We start from the raw sequence: 24,628 nt of genomic DNA, 5'->3' as shown, positions 1-24,628 counted from the left end.
ACCTGATTTCTATTATGGAAAACCGTTTCTCGATTGAGAGGCTTTTTTATGTTTAGCACTCTTCTTACAATGACCGTTTTGCTATTTTCAATAAAGTTTTTTATAAGAAATAATAGTTTTAGAACACTGAGAACAGCATGCTAAACTAATAGTTACGATAGAAAATGAAAAGGAGAAATGATATGGCTACAGAACCGAACTATAAAAAAATAAATGAAGACAAACGAAAAGCAGAACTTAGCAAAAGAGAGGATGAGTTAAAAAGGCTAGAAAAATTAGAGCAACAGTTGTCAAGATACGGTGATAGTAAAATGGATCGAACCCTATACTTGAGACAGGAGATAAAGGCACTTAGAAATCCTGATCAAAGTATATCGCATAAGGCACTTCATGAAATAGAAGTCTCTAATTTAAAAGCAGAACGAACTATTTTAGAGAAGAAACTAGGTGGTAGGTATATTAATCCTAGTGAGGAAACAAATTGGATAAAAAAACTGAATATTGTGAATAAAAAAATAAAAGGAATCGACAACCAATATCTATATTTAAGTGAACAGACACCAAAAGATGAAATTTCAAAAGGGATCAGCCAGCTACTAGCAAGTGGAAGGCAGAAAAGAGACTATTATGGTAATGAGAACCAAAAAACGGATAAACTACTTACAGAAATATCTAAGTGTCAAGGAAATGTATTGGAGAAATTATACAACCGATTAGATAATATCGTAACTGAGGGTCAGAAGAAATTACTTAAAGATGTAGATCAACTTATTGATAATAATTTTATTGAAACAACTATTCCAGAGAAATCTTTTGAGAAAAATAAAACAGCCCAAAATATACTCAATAATGCAGAAAAATATAAGAAAAATTGTGTTGTAATGGTCAATAACTTTTACCAGCAAAACTATGTAGTAGCAGATGCACTAGAAGATTATGAAAAGAAGTTGAAGGGAAATAGAATGAAAAAGCCTGCTTCCGTTGATGTAATAAAATTTGTGTCACGACTTCAAAAAGCTGTTGAAGTAAGACAACAAACAAGTAAAGTAGAAATACCAGATAAAAATGATCAGAAAAAAGACCAGACATTTTATCAGGAAGTGCCGATTCCTAGTGGACAAGAAGCTACAAAAAATCAGGAAAGTTTTACACAAGCGTCAAATCCAAGTGTGAGTGGACGAGTTAGTTTAGTATCTAATGAATTTGATGCTAAAGAAACCTCGACAGACGTGGTAAAAGAAGCCGTAACTGTAAAAGTACCAGAGAGCAAGGGAACACCGACAGAAGTGAAGAAACAAGAGGCGCCTTCGAAAGAGAGTTACCCAAGGTATTCAACCGTTAACGGTCAGGTCATTAAGGATGAAACAGGCATATCCAAAAATTACAAAGAAATATTCGTATTGAATAACGGTATCTCCATCATTAAGGAAGAACTTGGGAAAGCTATAAAACAGCGAGAAGTATTCACAGATCGTGGGAAAACCCTTATAGGAAGGATACGTAATTTCTTTAGCAAAGGGACGATCAAACGGCTAGATAATACAATTAGTTCTTGCAAAGAAAAAATCGAAAGAAAGCAAAGCGAATTGGCACAGCTACAGAATCCAACAGATAGATCGAAGGAGAACCCACAGCAATCATTTGAACAGGTAACAGATCGATCAAAAGAAGTAAGCAAAGATAAAAGCAGCCACAAACCACAGGCGAAGTCTCGAACCAAGAAAGAAGTAGTAACAGAATTGGCATAACTAGCGGATCTCTAGCTGATCTAGAATGCAAGAGTCGCAGCCATACATATAATGTAATAGAACAAAACTTTAGAAAGGTCGGGAGGTGTCTTACTCCGAGAATAAGAAGAAATTCACAGAAATTGCTTTTCTGATTTTTTGTAAATTTTGGTTTGTTTTTCGGAAGAGTTGCGCTTCTGCTAGCTTCCTTTATTCATATTTAGAACGAGGTCGAGACAAAAGTCGTTTAGGTTTGAGAAATTGGAGAGAAAAACGAACAATACGTTTTTTGTATTGCTCGTTTTTTTAATTTCCGAAGGAGTTGCTTCTGCTCCCGCCGTTTATTCGAGAGTTAAATGAGATGGAAGAATCCTTGGGGGGTTACGAGAAAATCATGATGGAAAACCTCAAAATCATCTGCGGAAACTGTATTTTTTGTTGTCGGGAAATATCGTTCAAGCAATACAAAGATTCCATAGTAAGATAAAAAACGTTAGTAAATTATAAGGAGGAATGAGTATGTATGATTTGGCAGAGGAAAAAATAAAAAAAAGAATGAAAGAAATGGTATCTGAAATAAAGGATCTAAAGAAAGAAAAAGAAGAACTACAGGTAGAATTGGATACCTTAGCACGAACGAACCAATTAGTAGGGGCTGGCGAATATGAGAAACACCAAAAATTGACTATTGAAATCAGTCAGTTAGAAGAGATGCTAAAAAAATTGCAGAGTAAAGATACACTAATGAGGCATGAGACTTTTTACTCTATATTAGAAAAAGAAAAACAGTCTGAAATAGAAGCATTCCAAGTAACCGCAAATACAAATGATCCACTGACAAGAGAATATGGAAAAAAGAGACTGGCGGAAGTAAATAAGGAACTAGTTGAATTAAAAAAGTTTTTTAGTTATATCGATTTTCTAAAAGAAAAGAAACACAATCTTGAGATCATGGCAGTTGAAATAAAAGGTATGAATCGATTGAGGAAGGAACTGAGTTCTAAGTATCAAGCAGTATTGGATCTGTCTATAGTCGAATTATCTGATAGAGAACTCTCGCAAACGATTGGAAATTTAAGAAAAGAAAGCCCGCAAATACTAGATAAAATGATAGCGCTTAACTACAAGCTGGATGGCCTTAAAATTGAGGGGCTTGTCCCACTATCCAATTCAAAACTGCGAGCAAAACAGTCTGAAAATCCTGTAGAGAAAACACGAGAGGACGGTATCAATGAGATTAAAATGTATAAGAAAGAGTGTTGGATCGCCCAAAATAATCATGCAAAATATTATTCTTTTTTAGTTTCGCTTACTGCAGAGTATAAACAAATGGAGACTAAAAAATGAGTATCTCTGAAAAAAATAGACAGACAGCGACCGTGAAGAGAGTCATACATAATCTTAAAAGTGCTGACGAACGTAAAAGAGATCTTGTAGATTATCCATTCTATTTACCTATCATAGAGACATCCAATCCTGCTCTCACTGATTTTAAACAAAGAGTGGAGGATTATGACCACAATAAATTAGGTGTAAATAAAGAGAGTGACTCATCTACAAGGTTATCGATTATTTCTGAGGGATCATATGAAAGTGTAAGAGTTTTCGAAAATCAAGGGTCGACGACTAGCAAAATTCGTTCAGCTGACAGTCAGGTAGCCAGTGGTTCCGATTCTGAAAAGGGCATGAATTCAAAAGGATCTGGATTTGAAAAGAATATCGCCCTTTCAGGAATAGAGAAGTCACAACAACATATGGATGATCATAAGGAAGGTTCTAACTATGATGCAGTGGACAGTCGGTCCATTATTCTTGAAGATGATCTTAATGAAATTCGGGAACTAACCAAGCAAAAATTGGGGGAAATGACGGATAAGATAAACAATTTTTCTCATATGCTGAATGCAGTAGAAGAAGATATCAAGAAATCAGGGGAGAAGAATGCAAGCAAACTGTTGCTTAAAAAACAGGTTCTACAAGCTGATATTGAACTATATGAAGAATTAAAGGGAAGTTTCAAAACAAAATTAGAAAATTATCAAAAATCAGCTATCACAAAAGCTGCTCAAGTGAGAAGTCTTCAACCTACAAATGAAAATAAAAAAAGTAGAGAGAGGTAACAAGTAGGAATGTATATCCATTTTTTTGGAATCAGAGAGTCCAAAGTAATTAGTTAGAAGTAATCAAGTATAAGAATCTTGATGTATTTCTCGGAAAATTTGCGTTTAGGATGCCATTTATTCAAAAAAGAGTGTGTCGAGAAATTTGTCACACTCTTTTTCAATTTTATTGAAGCAATTTATCATTTATTTTTAGGCTGAATTCTTTTTTTAATAGAAATCCCTTTCAATTTTCGTCTAATTTGATTATAATTTCCTATATAGAAATAGGAGGAAGCGATATGGAAAAAAAGAAACCTTACGGTACGGTGCTGATCAAAGCATCGATTATTTTAGATTTTCTGGCTGAGCAACCAGACACTTCTTTACAAGAAATTGCGAAAGGCACAGATATGACACCATCGACAGTATTGAAAATTTTAGATACGTTGCTGCTGATTGGGTATGTCAATAAGAGTACAGAGAAAAATTATCGCTTAGGCGGGAAACTTGTGCGCTATGCCAATAAAAATATCGATCAGATCGATTTAGTCGAAATCACACGACCATATTTAGAAAAATTACAGGAAACGATTGACGAAACGATTCACTTAGGTGTGCTGGACAACGAGGAAATATTATACGTCAATAAACTAGATCCCAAAAACCAGACAATCAGAATGTCTTCTAAAATAGGGATCACAAGGCCTTTATATAGCTCGGCTATGGGGAAAGCCGTATTAGCTGAGTTCGCTGAACCGCAGTATGAAAAGTACGTGGAGTCACACCAATTGATCCCATATACAGAATATACAATAACGAATAGTTTGAAATTGAGAAAAGAACTTGATGAAGTAAAAATGACCCAGGTCGCTTTTGATGACGAAGAAGTCGAAAAGGATATTTTTTGTATCGGGGCTTCGATTGTCAAAGGAGAGGAAATCATCGGGGCTTTTAGCATTAGCATGCCTAAATATCGTTTGACACCTGAAGTAAAAGATAAAATCATCCAATCAATCAAACAAACGAAAGAAGAAATTGAAAAAACACTCAAAAAAAATTGAAAAAGCGTTTGCATTTTTTCGCCACTGTCGTATAATATGGATATAGATTTCCAAATTATAAAACTAAATTTCTTTATAGGAAACGGGTGGAAAAAATGAAAAAACTAGACATTTTGACACGTTTAAAAAAAGCTGGAGTAATCGCTGTTGTCCGTGGAGAGACGAAAGAAGAAGCGCTCAGTGCTTGCCAAGCAATAGTCAAAGGCGGGCTAAAAGGGCTTGAACTGACATTTACTGTCCCACAAGCAGATCAAGTGATCAAAGAATTGTTGTCGATCTACAAAGATCAAAAAGATGTGGTGATCGGTGCGGGAACGGTCTTAGATGCTGTAACGGCACGATTAGCTATTTTGGCAGGAGCTGAATATATTGTCAGTCCTTGTTTTGACAAAGAAACGGCTGAGTTATGTAATTTGTATCAGATACCTTACTTGCCAGGATGCATGACGATCGATGAAATGAAAACAGCACTTAAGAGTGGTGTGGATATCGTCAAATTATTTCCAGGTAGCGCCTATGGTCCTAGTATCGTTACTGCATTTAAAGCGCCAATGCCGCAACTCAATATCATGCCGACTGGTGGAGTCAGTTTAGATAATATGAAGGATTGGTTCGATGCCGGCGTGATCACTGTAGGTGTAGGAGGCAATTTATTGGCTCCTGCCGCAACAGGCGATTTTGCTAAAGTAACCGAAGTGGCTCAGCAATACGTCGCGAAATTACAAGAAATAAAGGGGTAGGTGCGATGGGGAAAGCAATCACATTAGGTGAAATCATGTTGCGTTTATCAACCGATCAGGGGAAAAGACTTGAAACCAGTGAAACTTTCCACGCGCATTACGGCGGTGGTGAAGCAAATGTGGCCATCTCATTAGCTAATTATGGACATGAGGTTGGTTTTGCTTCCAAGGTTCCTGACCATGCAATAGGGAAGGCCGTTAAAAAACATCTGCAAAGTTATGGTGTGGATACAACACATCTTTTATTCGGTGGTCCGCGGTTAGGTTCTTATTATATGGAAACTGGGGTTGGGGAACGAGCGGCTTCCGTTATTTATGACCGAGCGGGTTCGAGCTTTGCACTGATGGAAGAAAATGAATGGAACGGCAAACAGCTGTTCCAAGGAGCAGAGATCTTCCATATTTCGGGAATTACACCAGCGTTGTCACAAGCTTGGCGAGTCCTCACAAAGAAACTCATGCAAGAAGCGAAGAAAATGGGCTGCTTAGTCAGTTTTGATATCAATTATCGAGGAAAGCTTTGGACACCAAAAGAAGCAAGTGAAACAATCCAACAATTATTGCCGTATGTCGATATTTGTTCCGCTGGCGAACTAGATGCTCGTTATCTATTAGGTATCAAAGATGCTCCAGAAGAAGTGGAACAACCGTTGATTTATTATTACCAGAAAATGCAAGAAAAATATCCAAACATCAATGTTTTTTATTCGACGAAACGAAAAGTTCATTCCGCTAGTGACAATGAGTTACAAGGCACTTTATGGATGGATCATGGATATTTCGAATCACAAGTACATGAAATTACACCTATCGTGGACCGCGTGGGAGGTGGGGATGCTTTTGCCGGTGGGGTCTTACATGGCATTTTAGAAAAAAATACGCCACAAGAGATCATTGATTTTGCTACTGCTGCATCTGCTTTGAAACACACCGTCCATGGGGATTGTAACCAATTTGATCAATCAGAAGTCGCTCGCTTTTTAGCGTACGGCTCAGGAAAAATCGTAAGATAAAAAGGAGAAGATAGACATGCAAGAAATGGAAACACGTTATACACATAGCCCGGAAGATATTCGTCATTATTCAACAGAACAATTAAGAAAAGAATTTTTAGTGGAGAAAGTATTTGAACCTGGAAAAATCAGTTTGACTTATACCCACAATGACCGCATGATTTTTGGCGGAGTAACACCAACAGAAAAAGAATTAGAAATCACGCTTGATAAAGAATTAGGTGTTGAATATTTCTTGGAACGTCGTGAATTAGGGGTAATCAATATTGGTGGACCTGGATTCATCGAAATCGAAGGAAAGAAAGAAGACATGAAAAAGCAAGATGGCTATTACATCGGTAAAGAAACAAAACATGTCGTATTTTCTTCAAAAGATCCAGAAAATCCAGCAAAATTTTACATTAGTTCAGTACCAGCACACCATAAATATCCAAATGTCAAAATCAGCATCGATCAAGTGAAACCAATGGAAACAGGCGAAGGGTTGTCATTGAATGAACGCAAAATCTATCAATATATCCATCCAAATGTTTGCGAAAGCTGCCAGTTACAGATGGGTTACACTATTTTAGAGCCAGGTAGTTCTTGGAATACGATGCCATGTCATACACATGAACGCCGCATGGAAGCTTATGTTTATTTTGATTTTGCCAAAGAAGATACACGTGTTTTCCATATGATGGGTAAACCTGATGAAACAAAACACTTAGTAGTGGACAACGAGCAAGCAGTTATTTCTCCAAGCTGGTCGATTCACTCTGGTGTCGGAACAAGCAATTATTCATTTATTTGGGCAATGTGTGGAGAAAATATCACGTATACCGATATGGATATGGTACCAATGGATCAGTTGAAATAAGAAGGAGGATAAAAAATGGAATTTACAATGGATATGTTTCGTTTAGATGGAAAAGTAGCACTAGTAACTGGTGCTGTTTACGGAATTGGGTTTGAAATCGCTCGTTCACTGGCAGCAGCGGGGGCAACGATCGTGTTCAATAATTTGTCACAAGAATCAGTCGATGAAGGGGTAGCGCACTACAAAGAAGCCGGAATCGAAGCAAAAGGGTATGTTTGTGACGTAACAGACGAGCCTGCAGTTCAAGCAATGGTCAAACAAATCAAAGAAGAAGTTGGCTCTGTTGATATTTTGGTCAATAACGCTGGGATCATCAAGCGCACTCCGATGATCGAGATGGATGCGGCAGATTTCCGTCAAGTGATCAATGTGGATCTAAATGCACCCTTTATCGTATCAAAAGCGGTTATTCCGGATATGATCGAAAAGGGTGGCGGTAAAATCATCAATATTTGTTCAATGATGAGTGAATTAGGTCGTGAAACAGTTAGTGCTTATGCAGCTGCTAAAGGCGGCTTGAAGATGTTGACAAAGAATATTGCTTCTGAATATGGTCAATACAACATCCAATGTAATGGCATCGGCCCTGGCTACATCGCCACACCACAAACAGCACCTTTGAGAGAAAAGCAAGAAAATGGAGAACGTCATCCATTTGATCAATTCATCGTTGGACGTACACCAGCAGCACGTTGGGGTGAACCAGTCGATTTAGCTGGTCCATCTGTATTCTTAGCATCTAGCGCTTCTGATTTCGTCAATGGGCATATCCTTTATGTAGACGGCGGTATTCTAGCGTATATCGGGAAACAACCTTAAACAACGTGTGAGCTTAGAAGTAACAAAAAGAGGTCGGACAAAAGTGTTTAAAAAGAGGTTGGGACAGAAGGAGTTACTTCTGCTCCCACCGTTTATTCGGAGTTAGAGTCTGTGGCAAAACTGATTTTTAGTTTTGTCCCACGCTCTTTTTTTGTGATTTCTAGACCGAAGTGAGAAATTTCAAGAAACAAGAAAAAATCCACAAAAATCGAATTTACAATTTTTGTGGATTTCATTATGTTTTTCAGAGAGACTATTTCTGCCGTTTATTCGAGAGTCTGCAGCAAACTTGATTTTTAGATTTGTCCCACATTGATTTATTTACGATTTCCATATTTCGTCAAAGAGATCCCTCTTGCTTCGCACCAGTCTTTGGTAGCCCCCGTCAAGATAACTGGGTGATGATGCAGCTGATCAATTGTTTTTGCACCAACCATCGTAAATAACAAACGAAGTTCATCCTGCCAATCTTTGAGTAACTGTATAGTATCTTCTACGCCATTACTCATCAAGGAATTCAGTACGGTTCCTGATATTCCTACGGCTTGAGCGCCAAGACAGAGAGCTTTAAAGATATCAAAGGCATTTCGGATGCCGCCAGATGCTAATACCTCAACAGGATCTTTCGCTTCATTTGCTTCTAATAGTGAAGTAACCGTTGATTGCCCCCAATCAGCTAGATAGTTCAATTCTCTTTTAGAGCGACGTGCATTTTCAATCTGAGTGAAACTTGTGCCACTGCGACCACTGATATCGATTGTTTTGACGCCTAATGCAGCCAATTCGTCAATCGTTTCTCTGGTCATCCCAAAACCCACTTCTTTAACAATCAAAGGTACCGAGATTTCTTCTCTGATTGCTTGGATCAACTCTTTCCAATTTGAAAAATCACGATCACCTTCAGGCATGACCAACTCTTGGGGTGCATTTAGATGGATTTGTAAGGCATCTGCCTCAAAAAGTTCAATTGCTTGTTTCGCCTTGACGACCGAAGTACCCGCACCGACATTCGCTAAGATCTTTCCATTAGGATAAACGTCACGCATCACTTGATATGTCTCAGCTAATGTCGGATCTTTTAAAGCGGCACTCACTGAACCTGTCGCAATCATTAAGTCTGCTTCTTTAGCGATTGTTGCTAATTCGCGGTTGATTTTTTTGGTTTTTTCGCTTCCGCCAGTCATTGCATTGATATAAAAAGGATAATGCAAGTCTAAACCAGCCACGGAAGTATGAAGACTGACTTCTGAAACTGCAAGCTGCGGTAAAGCATTATGAACGATCCGTACAGTATCAAACTCATTTTTTTGTTTGTTATGGAAGGCTTTCGCTAATGAGACATGTTCATCTTTACGATTCATGCTTTTTCCTTTCTTTGATAGCTATAGACATGAAGAGGAAGTGGAGTGATCTCTGCGGCTTCCCACGCACTCATCAAAGGGAGAATACCTGATTTTTGATCAACGATCACGATCCCACAGTCGCCACCACCAGCACCTGATGATTTCGCTGCTCCCTCATATTCTTCTGCTAAACTGCATAATTTATTCAAAGCAGGTGTTTCGATCAGTACACCAGTGATCGCGGAAAGATCATGTAATAGCTCACGGTTTTTTCGGATCATTTGTTGGATCAGCGATACATTGTTCTCTTTGAATCCTTTGATCATTTCATTGACACATTCTGTACTAGCTTGTAAAAATTGTTGATAAGCGGTCATTTTATCTGTTCGTGACCGATGGACTTGGTCTACTAGATCAGAAGTGGACGCTGGACTGCCAGTCCAACCAATCAATAAACGTAAATCTTTAGGAGTACAAAGCGACTCGATTGAAAGTCCTGGCCAATCCATCGCTAAGAGTTCACTGATGGAATAATTTTTTTCTTGTTGCTGGAGCCAACGATGATCAAAAGTGGAAAAAGCGATCCAACCACCATAACAACTTGCGGCGATATCACCGCATGAGCCGTTATCTTGAACGGCCAAATTTGCTAAAGCAGCAATTTTGAATATCTCCAATTGTGTTAGATTCAAGGCGTAAAAAATATTTAGTGCCTTAACTGTCGCAACAGTAACTGCACCACTAGAACCCAACCCATATTTGCGACCATTGGAACTATCGAGTTCACTTGTTACTTTCAAGTCATAGAAGGAAAGTAAGATATTGTTTTCTTGTGCATATTTCTCAGTCAAGCGGATGGCTGCGAGAATATAATGAAATGGATTTTCACGAATATCTAGGACTAACTCGCCATGACGCCGTGTCCAACGAACCGGCATTCCGCTATATTGAGCAGATTGGATACTGCCGACTTTTCGTGCGGCTTCTACGGTGACTGTCACAAATTGATCTACAGCAACGATGATTGCTGGATGACCGGTTTCAACAACTGCATATTCTCCAGCAATATAAAGTTTTCCTGGAGCAGATACTTCAATCATAAAAATCTCCCTTTATTCAATAATCTTGATTCCTGGACCAGCATGAGCCGTAATGACTTGCTGCGGGCTAAATAAATCGCTAAATGCTTGGCGCACAATCTCTTCTTGTTTCTTTTCAACTAACACTTTCACATTTGGACCAGCATCCATTGTAAAGTAGCAAGGAATCCCTTCATTTCGTAAAGTACGGACGGCTTGCATCGCCTTTAGGCTATCAGCTGACCAATAAGTAAATGGAGGGAGAGCGGCTAATGTCGTGCCATGCATCTTCAATGCGTTTCTTTCCATCGTTTCTCCCAGTGCTTGAAAATCTTTTGTGTGAATTGCTTGTTTTAATTGATAAAGATCAGCTTCGACAGTATCTAGCCAACCTTGATAAAAACTGGAAGTTGCTACAGTACGACGCATACCATCTCTGCTAGAGACATCTTTTTTTTGATCGTTGAGAAGCACAAAGACCATAGCTAACTCTTCTTCAAAATTATTTGAGGGTACGGGTTGAGCGTAGGAACTTTCATCATCATGCCCCTTTTCCCATTCGACAAAGCCGCCGAAGATGCTGCGACAAGCAGAGCCAGAACCACGTCTAGCCAGTCTGGACAATTCTTTGTCATCTAAGCCTAAGTGCAATGCTTCATTACACGCACCAGCTAATGCAGCTAGCCCACTAGCAGAAGAAGCTAATCCAGCAGCAGTGGGAACGAAATTTCGACTCGTAATAGTTGCTTTATAGGCTATTCCTGCTTTTTTTCTAGCTAAATCTAAAAATGCACTTATTTTTTTTGTGGCTTTTTCATCTTGTAACTGATCGTCTAAGTAAAAACGATCTTCTGTAAATTCCTCAGAGAAGAGGACTTCAGTTTCTGTATAAAACGCATCAAGTGTCAATGACAAACTATTATTCATTGGGAGGATCAGCGTTTCATTTTTTTTCCCCCAATACTTGATTAGCGCAATATTCGTATACGCACGTGCTTTTCCTTTAAACATAGGTATGTACTCCTAATCCTTGAATCCAAGTTGCAGCAGCACCTGCTTGAAGAAGTGCATCGCTGATTTCTTGGGCTTTTGTTTTTGTTTGAGTAAGAGCAATCATACAACCGCCTCTGCCGCCACCTGTTAATTTGGCACCTAGCGCACCAGCGTCTTTTGCCGTCTCAATCAACAAATCTAAAAAGTCATTACTGATGGTCAAGCTTTTTAAGAGTTCTTGTGCTTCGTTCATTGCTTGAGCGAGGTGCAGCGGATCATTTTCGATGATTGCTTTTTTTGATTGCCTTGTTAAGTATCCTAGTTGTTGGATTTTTTGTCCAGTTTTCTGTTGATCTTTTTCAAATAGATGAGCGACATCTTTCACTGCTTCACGTGTTTGTCCCTTGATGCCTGTGTCAGCTACGATTAAAAAAGCATCGATATTCAAAGAAAAATAATCAAAGGGATGACCTTTGACAAAATAGATGGGTTCTAAACTACTTGTTGCAGCAGCATCGATTCCACTAGGATTCCCATGAGCGATTTTTTCTGATATTTGCACATTTCTTAGTAGCTGTTCGCGAGAAAGAGGTTGGGCAAGATAGTCATAAAAGGCACGTGTGACAGCAGTTGCTACGGCTGCACTAGATCCCATCCCACGCTCGGCGGGAATCGTACTATCGATCGTTAATTGAAAATTTGTACTGATGTGCTGTTCTTTTTTTAAACTAGCTACTAATTGTTTGATATTTTTCAACGTATGAGGAGCGCTAGTCAATTTTCCTGTATAATAAGAAGAAACCAATTGATCGGCTGACGAAAAAGGTAGCTCTTCAAAAGAAGCAGTCGCTTTAGTCGCGTAAAAAGGAAAAGCAATGGCTGGTTCGCCGTAGACGACTGCATGCTCTCCCATCAAAATGATTTTCCCATTTGATTCTCCTTGGCCATAGTTTGCCATAATCTAACTCCTTCTATATGTTACGCTAACTTTTTGAGCAAAAAATAAAGCGCCGTGTATCATTTGCGCTATCGAATGATTTTTTACATGTAAGTTCAAAAAAACAATCCATCTTTATTTTACTAAATCCAACGCAGAAGTAAAATAAAGAATACGTTTTTCCGCAAAAAAACATTTTTTTCTTAAGAAATTTTTGGGTTTTTAATTTAGTGAAAAGGGGAGATTTCTATTTGACACTACCAGATATTGGGGGTATATTTAGAAAGAATTGGAAAAAGACACTATATTTAGTGATGAAGTGAGTTGGAGGTAAATGAGCGTGATCGTTTTAGCAGGTACGATTGGTGCCGGTAAATCAAGTTTAACAGAAATGATGGCTGAACGCTTGGGCAGTCAAGCTTTTTATGAATCAATCGATGATAATGAAGTACTACCCTTATTTTATGCCAATCCTGAGCAGTACGCATTTTTGCTACAAATATATTTTTTGAATAAACGTTTTGCAAGTATCAAGCAAGCAATGGAAGAAGATAACAATGTTTTGGATCGTTCTATTTATGAAGATTCATTGCTGTTCCACCTAAATGCAGATCTAGGTAGAGCAACGGAGACTGAAGTTCGCGTCTATGATGAATTGCTTGAAAATATGATGGAAGAACTTCCATATGCTGCACACAAAAAGCATCCTGATCTACTCGTTCACATTCGAGTGTCGTTTGAGACGATGCTTGAACGGATCGAAAAAAGAGGACGTTCATATGAGCAACTTTCTTTTGACCCTACATTATATGACTATTACAAAGAATTGAACCGTCGTTATGATCAGTGGTATGAGGAGTATAAAGAAAGCCCTAAAATCCAGATCGATGGGGATCAGTTTAATTTCGTGGAAGATCCTGAAGCTAAAGAGGCGGTATTGAAAATAATCGAAGAGAAACTAGCAGAAATTCGAAACGAAGTCACTGTTTCTTAATTTTTTTTCATAGAAATGATAGAATGAGGTCGAGACAAAAGTCGTTTAGGTTTGAGAAATTGGAGAGAAGAACGAGGTTGGGACAGAAGTGTTTAACTCCGAGAAATAAGAAGAAATTCACGAAAATTGCTTTTCAAATTTTTGTGAATTTCGGCTTATTTAAGAAGGAGTTGCTTCTGCTCCCACCATTTATTCGTTTTTAAAGAATGGGACAAAAGTGTTTCTTACTTTTGTCCCATGCTCGTTTTTTTTGAAATTTCTGAAAAACTTGGCTTTTGGACGCCGTCTATTCAGAATTAGAGTCTGTAGTAAAACTGTTTTTTAGATTTGTCCCACATTCATTTTTGTGTACAAGTAAAGGGGGAGCTAAAGTGAGAGAAAAAATTTTTTTTAACCACGATCAAAATTTTTGGATGAATGTCCCAAGTGATGATGCCATCGCGGTTAAAAATCTAAAAGAAGAGTATGGGATAAGTGATGAAATGCTGACTTACTCACTCGATAAAAATGAACGAGCACGTGTAGAATATGATAGCTTAGATGATGCGCTATTGTTAGTAACAAATGTTCCGCATCAACAAAAAATCGAAAATCATTATGAGACTAGTCCAGTAGCGTTTATTTTAAAAGATGGAGGGCTGTTTACCTTTACGACTAAAAATACGGAGTATGTTATCCGTTTGCTCAATGCTCTGCTAGAAAGAGACTCAGAAGTTTCTGTTTATAGCTTGCTATTTAGAACGTTATTTCTGATTTCAGGTTCTTTCTTCCCACTTATTGAAGAGGTTAACAGTGAACGTCAACGATTGAATATGCGACTGCGAGAAAAAACAACAAATAAAAATCTGTTGGCTTTATCTGACTTAGAAGTCGGTTTGGTCTATCTAGTCACTGGGACAAAGCAAAATGTCGTTTTACTTGAGCAAATCAAAGCTCTCGCTATTTTTCGGAAATTAACAGAGAAAGAAAAAGAACAGTTGGATGACGCACTCATTGAAGCCAAACAGGCAGTTGAGATGACTAATTTAGCTTCTCAAATTTTAGACCAGTTATCAGGAACTTATAATAATCTATTGAATAATAATTTGAATGATACGATGAAATTTCTAACTGTCTGGTCATTGATTTTAACGGTGCCGACCATCGTTACCGGATTTTTTGGGATGAATTTACAATTACCCTTTACACATTCCGTCTTTGGATGGGGCATCGCCTTGATCATCAGCTTACTTTTATCGATCTGGATGTTAGTGGCATTATGGCGAAGAATCCGCTGAACTTGAAATAGTGAAAGAATGCTGTCGGAAGTTATTCGAAAGTGAAACAACAGAAAAGAATTGCTGGGAAAATCGTGAATGGATGTTTAAAAATTATTCCTACAAAAAGAGATCGAGACAAAAGTTGTTTAGGTTTGAGAAATTGGATAAAAAAGCGAACAATACGTTTTTTGTATTGCTCGCTTTTTTTGAAATTTCCGAAAAACCTGACTTTTGGACGCCGTTTATTTGAGAGAGGCTGGGACAGAAGTGTTTAACTCCGAGAAATAAGAAGAAATGAACGAAAATTGCTTTTCAAATTTTTTTGAATTTCGGCTTATTTCCGAAGGAGTTGCTTCTGCTCCAGCCGTTTATTCGAGAGTCTGTAGCAAACCTGATTTTTAGATTTGTCCCAGACTTTAGGTTGGAATGTCTTTCCTAGTTGCTTTGCTTTTTTAGTTTAAACGGAATAATGTATCTGCCTGATCAGGGGCCCAAGTCGTATCACCATAATTAACATGTGTTTGTAATGTTACGTACAGTTTCCCTTGGTAAACCACTTTTTCATGTTTTGTATAAAGCTGTGGAGAAGCGAATGTTCCTAAGATCCATTGTCTGCCTTCCGTTTCTGTGCCACCTTCTTCCTTTTTATCTGTGGTCACAGTTAAAACATTGCTGGTATCAGAAACTTCATTAGAATTACTGATTGCCTTGACTGTATAAGTATAAGTTGTATTCGCTTTTAAGTTCGTATCATCAAACGTTGTTTTTGTAGTTGAACCAATTAGAGAACCATTGCGGTAAATATCATATTGCTTGATTCCTTGCGTATGAGAAGAACGTCCCCACATAAGTGAAACACTTGAACTAGTGGTTCCCATCGAATGCAGGCTTTTAGGTGCAGTTGGTTTTTCTTGACTTGTTTGGGATAACGTCGTCACTGAAATAGCTGTTTTAGGTGAAGTTAAGCCATTTTGTCCAACCGCTTCGATCTCATAACGATAAGTAGTTTTTTCTTTAAGCTTACTATCTGCAAACTCAGCATTGGCTGTATTACCGATAAATGCGCCATTTCGATAAACATTATAAGAAGCCGTATTTGCTTGACCGTTCCAAGTTAGTGCGACAGAACTTGCTGTCACATTAGCTGTGCGGACATTTTGTGGCGCAGATGGTGCTACTGGAATACCAGCTTCGCCTTTTACATTGACATCGATCACGTTATAAAAGGCATTTGGTGTATCTGCAACATCCCAGACCGCTAAGATCACATGGTAACCTAAGCGATTGCTTGGAATAGTAATGTTATGTTTTGGATTATTTGTTGCTGCCGAGCCATTGTGGTTGATCGTACCAATCAACTCAAAATCACCGCGATCTAAAGAATCATTTGGATTCCAATCAGCTTTTGTCATGTAATAATGCCATTTAGATGTTGCATGTGAAGCTGTATAACGCCATGTGATGTTCATAGCGCCTTGTTTCACTTCTTGTTTTGTCCAACGACTCGCTGTTTGATTGTCCAAGACAAAATCACCGATTTGGCCCAAGCCACCTTCCGCAGAGGCAATCCGTCCATCCGCAGGACCAACTTGTGGAAATCCTTTTTTTGCTTCAAGTGATTGAGGGTTTGTAATAACTGCTCCGTATTTTTCCCAAGCAGCGGAATACCCAATCGTATTTCGTTCAATAGCCCCTTGATAACCTCGACTAGGTGGTGATTCCACATACCCGTGAGCAGAAGCAGAAATTTGGTTGATCATTAGGCTACCGAAAAGAGCTGTAGAGCAGAATAGAGTGGCTAAAAGTTGTTTTTTCATCGTATTCCTCCAAAATTTTTTATTTTTTTGATAACGACCATCTCAATTTACAATCAGTTTTAAATTAAAATAATTGTTATTTGAATATAGAATATCAAAAATGGAAACGTTGTCCTAATCAATAATTACCTAGTGCTAGGTAATTTTAGTTTCCTATATGAAGGTTAGAATTTAGAATCAATTTTATTTTAGAAATAACATTTATGTAAAGTTTGTGCTAAGGATGCAACAGACGGCTATCAAAATGAAAACCAATCACTTATAAGAATTTCATTGACAAAGTAACAAGGATTTGCTATACTATTTAAGTTGAGAAATAAAAGCAGAAGCACCCGCTTCTCGCCTTAGTTGACACAGTCACTGGGCTAGATAGTTTTCATCTACTTGGTTAGGTGAATGACGTGCGGGTTCTGTAAGAGAACTCGTTTTTTTATTGCCGTTTATCCGGCAAGCTTTTCTTTCTCTCATAATATTTGGAGGTGAATGACCATAGCAAAGGATATGATGGTTAACGACGGCATTCGTGCGCGTGAGTTACGATTGATCGGTTCAGATGGTGAGCAATTAGGAGTTAAAACAAAAGCAGAAGCATTGAAGATTGCAGAACAAGCAAATTTAGATCTTGTGTTAGTTGCACCAGGTGCGAAACCACCAGTTGCGCGAATCATGGACTACGGGAAATACCGTTTCGAGCAACAAAAGAAAGACCGCGAGGCGCGTAAAAAACAAAAAGTGATCAATGTAAAAGAAGTTCGTTTAAGTCCAACAATCGATTTGAATGACTTCAATACAAAACTTCGTAATGCACGTAAGTTCTTAGAGAAGGGCGATAAAGTAAAAGCTTCTATCCGCTTCAAAGGCCGTGCCATTACCCATAAAGAAATTGGTCAAAAAGTCTTAGATCGCTTAGCTGAAGAAACTGCTGATATTGCAACAGTGGAACAAAAAGCGAAAATGGACGGACGCAGCATGTTCTTGACGCTGGCACCGAAAAACGACAGTAAGTAATTTGAATGACTAACTGGCTGTTGGACAGTCGATAGTCGGATAACGAAAGATTTTGAGGAGGAAATATAGTCATGCCAAAACAAAAAACACACCGCGGATCAGCAAAACGTTTCAAACGTACTGGTAAAGGCGGATTAAAACGTTTCCGTGCGTTTACAAGTCACCGTTTCCACGGTAAAACTAAAAAACAACGCCGTCAATTGCGTAAAGCAAGCATGGTTTCTAGTGGCGATTTCAAACGTATTCGTCAACAACTAGCAAAAATGAAATAAAAAACACAAACAAACGAAATTTGAAGATTTATTTTTATTAGGAGGAATTATACATGGCACGTGTTAAAGGTGGAACAGTAACTCGTAAACGTCGTAAAAGAATGCTAAAACTAGCAAAAGGTTACTACGGTTCAAAACACACTTTATTTAAAACAGCAAAAGAACAAGTAATGAATTCATACAACTACGCATATCGCGATCGTCGTCAAAAGAAACGCGACTTCCGTAAATTGTGGATCGCTCGTATCAACGCAGCAGCTCGTATGAATGGCTTGAGCTACTCAAAATTGATGCACGGTTTGAAATTAGCTGAAATCGACATCAACCGTAAAATGTTAGCTGACTTGGCTGTCAACGATGCAGCAGCATTTACTGCATTAGCTGACCAAGCAAAAGACGCTTTAAGCAAATAAGCTTATAAAGCTATATAGCAAAGTGTCCCCACTCTTATGGAGTGGGGTTTTTTGTTTTGCAAAAAAAGTGTTGCAACCTATTAAAAAATGTAACAGAGATCATATTGCTCTAAGATGGTTAGATATACCTTATTTTTTATGCCCATTCTACCTGTATTTGTGAAACGCCTTCAACAGATAAGGGATAGAGAATACAGACAGCTATGGGTATTTTCTATTTAGGTATACGAAAATTTTTTGTAGTAACTTTTTTTTCAATAGCAAGACTATCAATATTTATATACTTACTCATTTATATTGATAGTTTATGCAAAAAAATAAATGATACACTTTTTTTGCTAGAGGATATAGAAAAATAAGGTGAGGATAGATCTTATCAAAGAAAGGGAGGATAGATGTACAGAGTAATTCTTTAATGTTGGTATAAAATGGAGGCGGTTAATAATGGTTCGTATCCTAACAGACCTCCAATTTATAAGAAAGTAAATGAATGATTTTGAATAATTTAAAGGAAAAATCACCATTTTCTTTTTGCATTCGTTCTTATTAAGCATCCCCCAATGCGCAAGAAACCTCGAGAATGAACAATAACTTCCCAAAAACGAATGCCTATTTCACTAAAGAAGAACAAATAGAACTTTCACCAGGAATGATGAAAGTAATTAAATACCACACCTCGATTTCTTAAATCAAGCACCTATCAATAATATCTGTAAAAAAATCAGTCGGTATAAAGTAGATCTAGTAATATTCAAAGGTGGTGTTTTGAATAAACCTACATAAAGTCAAATCAAAATCGTTGAATCACAGATCTAAATTAGATTGCATCTAAAAATAGATAAATCAAAAGATGAGGTATCTACAGAAGGTGAATGGATATTTTAAATTTAAATAGAGGGTAGGGGTTGAAAAAGTTGAGTAAAACAGAATTAGAAAATGACAAGCAACTCAGACGAAAAACAAACGATAGAATCGGAAAATCAGCAAATTTAATCATTACGTTGATCATGGTTATTGGCCAATTAAGTCTACTCACTGTTTTCAGTCAAAATACACAGGCTGTTGATATCGGAAAAGAAGTACCAATCACTTATTCAAATGAGAAATTGTTGCAGAATGGGAATGTAGTTCCACCAGATACAACATATACGAGTGATAGTGAGACATTCGATTTGGCATATGATTTTTCTATTCCTAATTCAACCGGAATTAAGTCAGGAGATTATTTCTACTTGTCAGATATTCCTAGCGTCTTTAAATTATCTGGTCCGTTAGCCTACAAAGTACAGGTGATGGATAAGAACATTGGAGATGTGATGGCTGAGGGGACGTTTGAGGGCAACGTACCAATGAAATTTACGTTTATCAAGGATATGCCAGCAGAACAAATTACGGGTTCGATAAAATTGAAGCTAGCGATCACCTATGATGGAAGCGGTAGTTCTTTTGATTTCAGTGGTCATCATTATGTAATTAATAAGAGGGCATCTACTGTACCATCTATAATTAAGAGTGGAGACCCTTCAAAAGTAGATGCTCTAACTAAAGATGGTAACTACTATTACCACTCAGATACTAAAATATTGACTTATGTATGGTGGGTTAATTTGAGTCACTATAAGTTATCACCAGGTAAGTACACAATTGAAGATAGTCTTTCTACCCCGTTTCTTACTTTAAATAAAGACAGTTTTTATCCTACAAGTGGGCAACTTCATGTGAGAGAGGACGGTTCAAGTCCTAGTATTAATTATGCTATGGGCACAAAATCACTCCTTGATTCGGTTGATGATGAGGGGAATGGAAAGTTCAAGATCCACGTTACAATTCCAGAAGGGAATACAGATGACTTTGGGATTAATTACACAACCACGATATCTGTCGATGATCCTAATTTTAGTTCTTTGATTACTCCTAACGGGAATAGTTTAGAAATCAGCGTAACAAATAACGCAACCCTTTTTGATAGTAACCATACTAAAATTAATGATGCGCACGCTACTTTTACTTTTGATGCTAGTGGGATGGGACTTGGTGATTATGCGAATAAAGGTCAAGCAAAAATCTTTAAGCGAGATGCAAATACGGATGCACTTTTAGCTGGTGCGACTTTTGATTTGAAAGATGCCAACAATCAAACAGTTAAGACTGTTACTACTAATGCAAGCGGTTCAGCGACAGTTGCTGGCTTGACTGCTGGAAATTATAGTTTTGTTGAAACCAAGGCGCCTGATGGCTATAGTTTGAATACTACATCGGCGGCAGTAACTGTTGAAGCTGGAAAAATAGGGACTGCGGTTGTCAAAGATGTACAACAAACCGGTAGTGTTGTTTTAACAAAAAAGGCAGCAAAGGATGGAACAAAGTTGCCCAACGCGAGTTTCAATTTACAAAAGGCGGATGGAACATTTGTTAAATCAGTTACAACGGGTGTTGATGGGACAGTGACAGTGGATCATTTGCTAGCAGGTGATTATCAATTTATCGAAACCAAGGCACCCGATGGATACACATTAGATGCCAATCCTATTCCATTCACGATCGAAAAAAATCAAACAACGGCTAAAGAAGTTACTGCAACCGATGAAGAAACATTGGGTTCTGTCGTATTGAGTAAGGTGGATGCAGATACTGGGAAAACTTTACCCGGAGCGATCTTTGAATTGTATACGGCAGCAGGGAAACGCGTCAAAGACCAATTAGTTACGGATAAAACAGGTGAGATTTTTTTAGATAAACTTTTGCCAGGTAATTATCAATTTATTGAAAAAACTGCACCAACTGGATATACATTGGATAGTCAACCAATCGCCTTTACAATCGAAAATGGGCAAACAACGGCTAAACAAGTAAAGGTTACTAACAAAGCAACGCCAGGTTCTGTCGTTTTAACGAAAAAAGATGCTGAAACAGCTGAAGTATTGCCTGATGCGGTATTTGAATTACAAAAAAGTGATGGTACAACGATCACAACAGATTTGACGACTGACGCATCAGGAAAAATCTCAGTAGATAGCTTAGAGCCAGGTGACTATCAATTTGTTGAAACGGTTGCACCAACTGGATATGAAATCGATAAAACACCTGTTAAGTTTACGATCACAAAAGCACAAGCAACAGCGTTACAAGTAGTAAAAACAAATCGTATGATTAAAGGAACGGTGGTTTTAGATAAAGCGGATAGCCGTACAGGAACAAAATTGGCTGGGGCGACTTTCAAATTGATCAATAAAGATACCAAAACAACAGTGATGGAAGAAATGACAACCTCTCAAAGCGGACGCTTAGCCGTTCGAAATTTACGTCCTGGGCACTATCAATTTATCGAAACCAAGGCACCAAAAGGGTATGAACTTGATGCCAAGCCAGTAGAATTTACGATTATACGGAATCAAAAGGATACTCTTTATCTAACAAAGATAAACAAAGCGATAAAAGGTTCGGTTCGTTTGGAAAAACGGGATAGTCAATCGAAGAAATTACTAACAGGAGCGAGCTTCAACTTGTTGGATGATCAAGGTAAAATCATCAAAAAAGATTTAGCCACGGATAAGAATGGTGTAGTTGAAATTGCCGGATTGGGTGTAGGTCACTATCAATTTGTCGAAACTAAAGCACCTAAAGGATATGAATTAGATGCAAGCCCAGTCAACTTTACTTTAGACGATAACTCTTCAAATGTGGCAGTTACAAAATTTGATACGAGCACACCAGTGGCACCACATAAAGCCGAACAACCAAAAACACCTGCTAGACCAGCAGCAAAGAGCAAATCAACAGTTGGAAAAACAGTGGCGAAGGCTTCTGCTAAACCAGAAACACACAGCAAAGCAAAAGTTGTTGGGACAGCAAAAGTGTCTAATAATGCTACCTACAAAGCCTATCCTAAAACAGGAGAAGAAAAAAATAGCATCGTTCCTTTAATCGGTGGAATAGTAGTTGTTGGTATAGGTGTCTTTGGACTAATGAAGAAAAAAGTTAAATCTGAAAAATAAGTAAATTTTTCGCAAAATCGAATATAAAAAGTGACCGTTGAAAGGTGTGAGTAAAGTCCACTGGTTTAAATGTTTCGAATTTGATTTAGTGGGCTTTTAGATATAAACGTTGCATGATTGAACTTCCCCAAAAGAACTATCTCTATAATTATGTCTAGAGCAGTCAATTCACACCTTTTGTAAAGTATAAAATGTCAGATGAACTATCTAGAGGATATCAATTATTTGTATGTAGTACTTAAAAGAACATGATCGAAAAATTACAGAAGAAATTACCTTCTTAAAGGAGATAGTTTCTTCTGTAATTTGGGCTCAAATGATTCATTCCTATACTAATTGGATAAGTTAACTAAAAATTTGGTATAGGAAACAAGAAATTTTCAAGGTGGCTTCTATTTTCGGTTCATCAAATTAGCTGATAAGTGAATAATAGGAACAAGAGCCCAGCCTCGGTTCGAATATAGCAAAATGAATAAATATACCTTTAAAGAGACTAAAAATGTTATTTAATTCATTTTATTACGATTTAGGCTAAAAAATCAGGTAAATAGTGTTAATATAAAGGATAAATATTGGAGTAACAAAGTGAAAAAGGGAAACATATGTAAATGATTTAGCTATATCGATAGAATAGGAATATTGTCACATTTAATTTTCAGAAAATTTTGGAAATAATATGATGACAACTTGTTGGGGAGGTTTGTATGGATATTTATGATTTACTTGATAATAGCGAAACTATTCAATTGAAGATCCTAAGAAAGATCTTCAGTGCGGGGGAGAAAGGGGTTGCATGTGCAGAAGTCAGGCGTTCTCTAAAAATAAACGCAAACACGGTATTGGAAGCAGTAGGGTTATTCAATGATTTTTTAAAGAAACTTATGTTGATCGTAAGGTGGCCATAAATTATACATCAGAGACGGGTCTTTTGACGTTGGATACCGAAGAAAATATCGATTTTTCTGAAATTTATAGTACATTTCTAAGAAGGTCAATAAATTATCAAATCATTCAAAAAGTTTCTTTTGAGAGTTCATCGATTTCTCAACTGGCTGTTCGCTTGTATCTTAGTGAAGCGACGATCTTTAGAAAAATAAAACTTTTGAACTCAAAAATTGAAGAGTTTCAACTCAAAATAAAAAATGTAAAAATGCATGGAGACGAGATACAGATACGATACTTATTGTACAGTCTGACTGTCAATGCGTATACATTTAACCAGCACCTTCTAAAGTTTCAGGAACGCACGCATCCATTTGCGGACGCATTTATCAATACTTTCGAAGTGCTTAGTAACTATAAATTTTCCATCCAAGGAAAAATAAAATTGCGAATATGGCTAGATATCACGATAAAAAGAATAAGACTGTTAAACGACACTTCGATGGATGCAAATTATCTAGAAGTTGAGAATCAAGCGCTATATAAAGCAATCAAGAAAAGCTTTCTCTCCATTTTGGATCATTATTCATTACTGATCGGAGAGGATGAGATAATGATTTTGTATTCCTTTATGGTATCTTTCGAATTGTATGATTCAAAATATTTACCGCTCGGAACAAAGGAAATCAATTCGAATGGAAAAGTAGCCTTACTGGATAAAGAATTTTTAAGACGAGTCCATGAAGTCTTTCCTCATTACGAAGAGAAAGTAACCATTGAAACAAGGCGCGAAATTGAGTATTCGTTGACGAATCTGCATTGTAAAATCACGAAATTTTGTGGTTCGTTCTACTATTTTTCAGGAAAAAGTATTTCTCACTTAGCGAACATGGAGATTTATCAACGATTGCTGACTATTTCAAACAAGTTGGTTGCTTCCATTGAAGAGAGTTTTTCTGATTTTATTACTGCAGAAGTATTGTCTCTTGTTTATCGAAGATACTTCAACCTCCTTTTAGAGATCCTAAAGAATTATTCAATAAAGATACGTATAGGTGTTTCTATCCATAAAGATTATTCTATCAAAGAAGGTGTCTTTTTTCGTCTAACCTACTTGATGCATTATTTTTTTGATGTTGAGATTGAAGAAGCAGCTGAACAACAAAAATACGATCTTTTGATTACAGATCTGATCGTATCTACAGAACAATTTGCGCATGATTATTATTATCTGTTGACCGATATTGAAACAACCTATGATTCTGATCGTATACAGAAGATTCTAGTAAAGATATATAAGAAGAAGGTTTAGTGA

The 24,628-nt window shown here is 37.4% G+C and carries 22 protein-coding genes, 1 pseudogene and 1 other annotated feature; of the genes and pseudogenes, 18 read left to right on the top strand and 5 right to left on the bottom strand.

What is annotated here, in order from left to right; all coding sequences use genetic code 11:
• The first annotated feature begins 182 nt into the window (after positions 1 to 182).
• The 8 genes from FGQ66_RS00785 (at position 183) to FGQ66_RS00750 (ending at position 8,321) form a co-directional block, all read left to right on the top strand.
• Positions 183 to 1,748: a hypothetical protein gene (locus FGQ66_RS00785; RefSeq protein WP_138301413.1), complete on the top strand. Its 1,566-nt coding sequence runs from the start codon at positions 183 to 185 to the stop codon at positions 1,746 to 1,748.
• A 498-nt stretch (positions 1,749 to 2,246) separates the two neighbouring features.
• Positions 2,247 to 3,074, top strand: coding sequence for a hypothetical protein (locus tag FGQ66_RS15325; protein ID WP_230315176.1), 828 nt, complete (start codon positions 2,247 to 2,249; stop codon positions 3,072 to 3,074).
• Positions 3,071 to 3,847, top strand: coding sequence for a hypothetical protein (locus FGQ66_RS15320; RefSeq protein ID WP_230315175.1), 777 nt, complete (start codon positions 3,071 to 3,073; stop codon positions 3,845 to 3,847). Before FGQ66_RS15325 ends, FGQ66_RS15320 begins: the two co-directional genes overlap by 4 nt.
• A 281-nt stretch (positions 3,848 to 4,128) precedes the next feature.
• Positions 4,129 to 4,890: an IclR family transcriptional regulator gene (locus FGQ66_RS00770; RefSeq protein ID WP_138301411.1), complete on the top strand. Its 762-nt coding sequence runs from the start codon at positions 4,129 to 4,131 to the stop codon at positions 4,888 to 4,890.
• Positions 4,891 to 4,985: 95 nt separating this feature from the next.
• The gene (locus FGQ66_RS00765) at positions 4,986 to 5,630 is read left to right on the top strand and encodes a bifunctional 4-hydroxy-2-oxoglutarate aldolase/2-dehydro-3-deoxy-phosphogluconate aldolase (protein ID WP_138301410.1); all 645 of its coding nucleotides are present in this window, start codon (positions 4,986 to 4,988) and stop codon (positions 5,628 to 5,630) included.
• Positions 5,631 to 5,635: 5 nt separating this feature from the next.
• Positions 5,636 to 6,643: a sugar kinase gene (locus FGQ66_RS00760; protein WP_138301409.1), complete on the top strand. Its 1,008-nt coding sequence runs from the start codon at positions 5,636 to 5,638 to the stop codon at positions 6,641 to 6,643.
• Between the two features lie 16 nt (positions 6,644 to 6,659).
• Positions 6,660 to 7,502, top strand: coding sequence for a 5-dehydro-4-deoxy-D-glucuronate isomerase (gene kduI / locus FGQ66_RS00755; RefSeq protein ID WP_025479841.1), 843 nt, complete (start codon positions 6,660 to 6,662; stop codon positions 7,500 to 7,502).
• A 15-nt stretch (positions 7,503 to 7,517) separates the two neighbouring features.
• Positions 7,518 to 8,321: a gluconate 5-dehydrogenase gene (locus FGQ66_RS00750; RefSeq protein WP_138301408.1), complete on the top strand. Its 804-nt coding sequence runs from the start codon at positions 7,518 to 7,520 to the stop codon at positions 8,319 to 8,321.
• Positions 8,322 to 8,638: 317 nt separating this feature from the next.
• Here the strand turns inward: FGQ66_RS00750 and fni are convergent, their stop codons facing one another.
• The 4 genes from fni to mvk are packed head-to-tail and all read right to left on the bottom strand — an operon-like array spanning position 8,639 to position 12,694.
• Complete coding sequence (gene fni, locus FGQ66_RS00745) at positions 8,639 to 9,682, bottom strand: type 2 isopentenyl-diphosphate Delta-isomerase (protein ID WP_138301407.1); 1,044 nt, start codon at positions 9,680 to 9,682, stop codon at positions 8,639 to 8,641.
• Positions 9,679 to 10,764 carry a phosphomevalonate kinase gene (locus FGQ66_RS00740; RefSeq protein ID WP_005875399.1) on the bottom strand — a complete coding sequence of 362 codons (1,086 nt, stop codon included), beginning with the start codon at positions 10,762 to 10,764 and terminating at the stop codon, positions 9,679 to 9,681. Before FGQ66_RS00740 ends, fni begins: the two co-directional genes overlap by 4 nt.
• 12 nt (positions 10,765 to 10,776) lie before the next feature.
• Positions 10,777 to 11,754: a diphosphomevalonate decarboxylase gene (gene mvaD, locus FGQ66_RS00735; protein WP_138301406.1), complete on the bottom strand. Its 978-nt coding sequence runs from the start codon at positions 11,752 to 11,754 to the stop codon at positions 10,777 to 10,779.
• Positions 11,747 to 12,694, bottom strand: a complete 948-nt coding sequence (mvk, locus tag FGQ66_RS00730; RefSeq protein WP_113845174.1) for a mevalonate kinase — start codon at positions 12,692 to 12,694, stop codon at positions 11,747 to 11,749. The genes mvaD and mvk overlap by 8 nt, the downstream gene beginning before the upstream one ends.
• A gap of 313 nt (positions 12,695 to 13,007) precedes the next feature.
• Here mvk and FGQ66_RS00725 point away from each other — a divergent pair, with 313 nt between their 5' ends.
• The 4 genes and pseudogenes from FGQ66_RS00725 to FGQ66_RS15760 all read left to right on the top strand — a co-directional run.
• Complete coding sequence (locus FGQ66_RS00725; protein ID WP_171024537.1) at positions 13,008 to 13,667, top strand: deoxynucleoside kinase; 660 nt, start codon at positions 13,008 to 13,010, stop codon at positions 13,665 to 13,667.
• A 23-nt stretch (positions 13,668 to 13,690) separates the two neighbouring features.
• On the top strand, positions 13,691 to 13,870 hold the full coding sequence (locus FGQ66_RS15630; protein WP_138301405.1) for a hypothetical protein: 180 nt from the start codon (positions 13,691 to 13,693) through the stop codon (positions 13,868 to 13,870).
• A 168-nt stretch (positions 13,871 to 14,038) separates the two neighbouring features.
• Positions 14,039 to 14,944, top strand: a complete 906-nt coding sequence (locus FGQ66_RS00715) for a magnesium transporter CorA family protein (RefSeq protein WP_005875404.1) — start codon at positions 14,039 to 14,041, stop codon at positions 14,942 to 14,944.
• A gap of 238 nt (positions 14,945 to 15,182) precedes the next feature.
• Positions 15,183 to 15,302, top strand: a pseudogene (locus FGQ66_RS15760) (DUF3788 family protein); the annotation flags it as partial.
• Between the two features lie 76 nt (positions 15,303 to 15,378).
• Here FGQ66_RS15760 and FGQ66_RS00705 read toward each other — a convergent pair.
• Positions 15,379 to 16,743, bottom strand: coding sequence for a lytic polysaccharide monooxygenase (locus FGQ66_RS00705; RefSeq protein ID WP_138301404.1), 1,365 nt, complete (start codon positions 16,741 to 16,743; stop codon positions 15,379 to 15,381).
• Between the two features lie 314 nt (positions 16,744 to 17,057).
• Positions 17,058 to 17,183, top strand: a sequence feature (ribosomal protein L20 leader region).
• Positions 17,184 to 17,226: 43 nt separating this feature from the next.
• Between FGQ66_RS00705 and infC the strand changes: the two genes are divergently transcribed.
• The 6 genes from infC to FGQ66_RS15310 all read left to right on the top strand — a co-directional run bounded on the left by infC (position 17,227) and on the right by FGQ66_RS15310 (position 24,625).
• A complete protein-coding gene (infC, locus tag FGQ66_RS00700) occupies positions 17,227 to 17,751 on the top strand; it encodes a translation initiation factor IF-3 (RefSeq protein ID WP_016177253.1) in 525 nt (174 codons plus the stop codon).
• 71 nt (positions 17,752 to 17,822) lie between these two features.
• Positions 17,823 to 18,023, top strand: coding sequence for a 50S ribosomal protein L35 (gene rpmI / locus FGQ66_RS00695; protein ID WP_002289309.1), 201 nt, complete (start codon positions 17,823 to 17,825; stop codon positions 18,021 to 18,023).
• Positions 18,024 to 18,076: 53 nt separating this feature from the next.
• Positions 18,077 to 18,436 carry a 50S ribosomal protein L20 gene (gene rplT / locus FGQ66_RS00690; RefSeq protein WP_005875407.1) on the top strand — a complete coding sequence of 120 codons (360 nt, stop codon included), beginning with the start codon at positions 18,077 to 18,079 and terminating at the stop codon, positions 18,434 to 18,436.
• Between the two features lie 905 nt (positions 18,437 to 19,341).
• The gene (locus FGQ66_RS00680; RefSeq protein ID WP_230315174.1) at positions 19,342 to 22,431 is read left to right on the top strand and encodes a SpaA isopeptide-forming pilin-related protein; all 3,090 of its coding nucleotides are present in this window, start codon (positions 19,342 to 19,344) and stop codon (positions 22,429 to 22,431) included.
• A gap of 704 nt (positions 22,432 to 23,135) precedes the next feature.
• Positions 23,136 to 23,336 carry a hypothetical protein gene (locus FGQ66_RS15315; protein ID WP_230315173.1) on the top strand — a complete coding sequence of 67 codons (201 nt, stop codon included), beginning with the start codon at positions 23,136 to 23,138 and terminating at the stop codon, positions 23,334 to 23,336.
• A complete protein-coding gene (locus tag FGQ66_RS15310; protein ID WP_249361088.1) occupies positions 23,327 to 24,625 on the top strand; it encodes an AcpB/EbpR/MafR family transcriptional regulator in 1,299 nt (432 codons plus the stop codon). The genes FGQ66_RS15315 and FGQ66_RS15310 overlap by 10 nt, the downstream gene beginning before the upstream one ends.
• Positions 24,626 to 24,628: the final 3 nt, after the last annotated feature.

Origin of the sequence: Enterococcus sp. BSD2780061688st2 D3 (assembly GCF_005844145.1) — a bacterium.
Lineage (GTDB): Bacteria > Bacillota > Bacilli > Lactobacillales > Enterococcaceae > Enterococcus_B > Enterococcus_B durans.
This window is presented reverse-complemented; position numbering and strand designations above follow the sequence as displayed.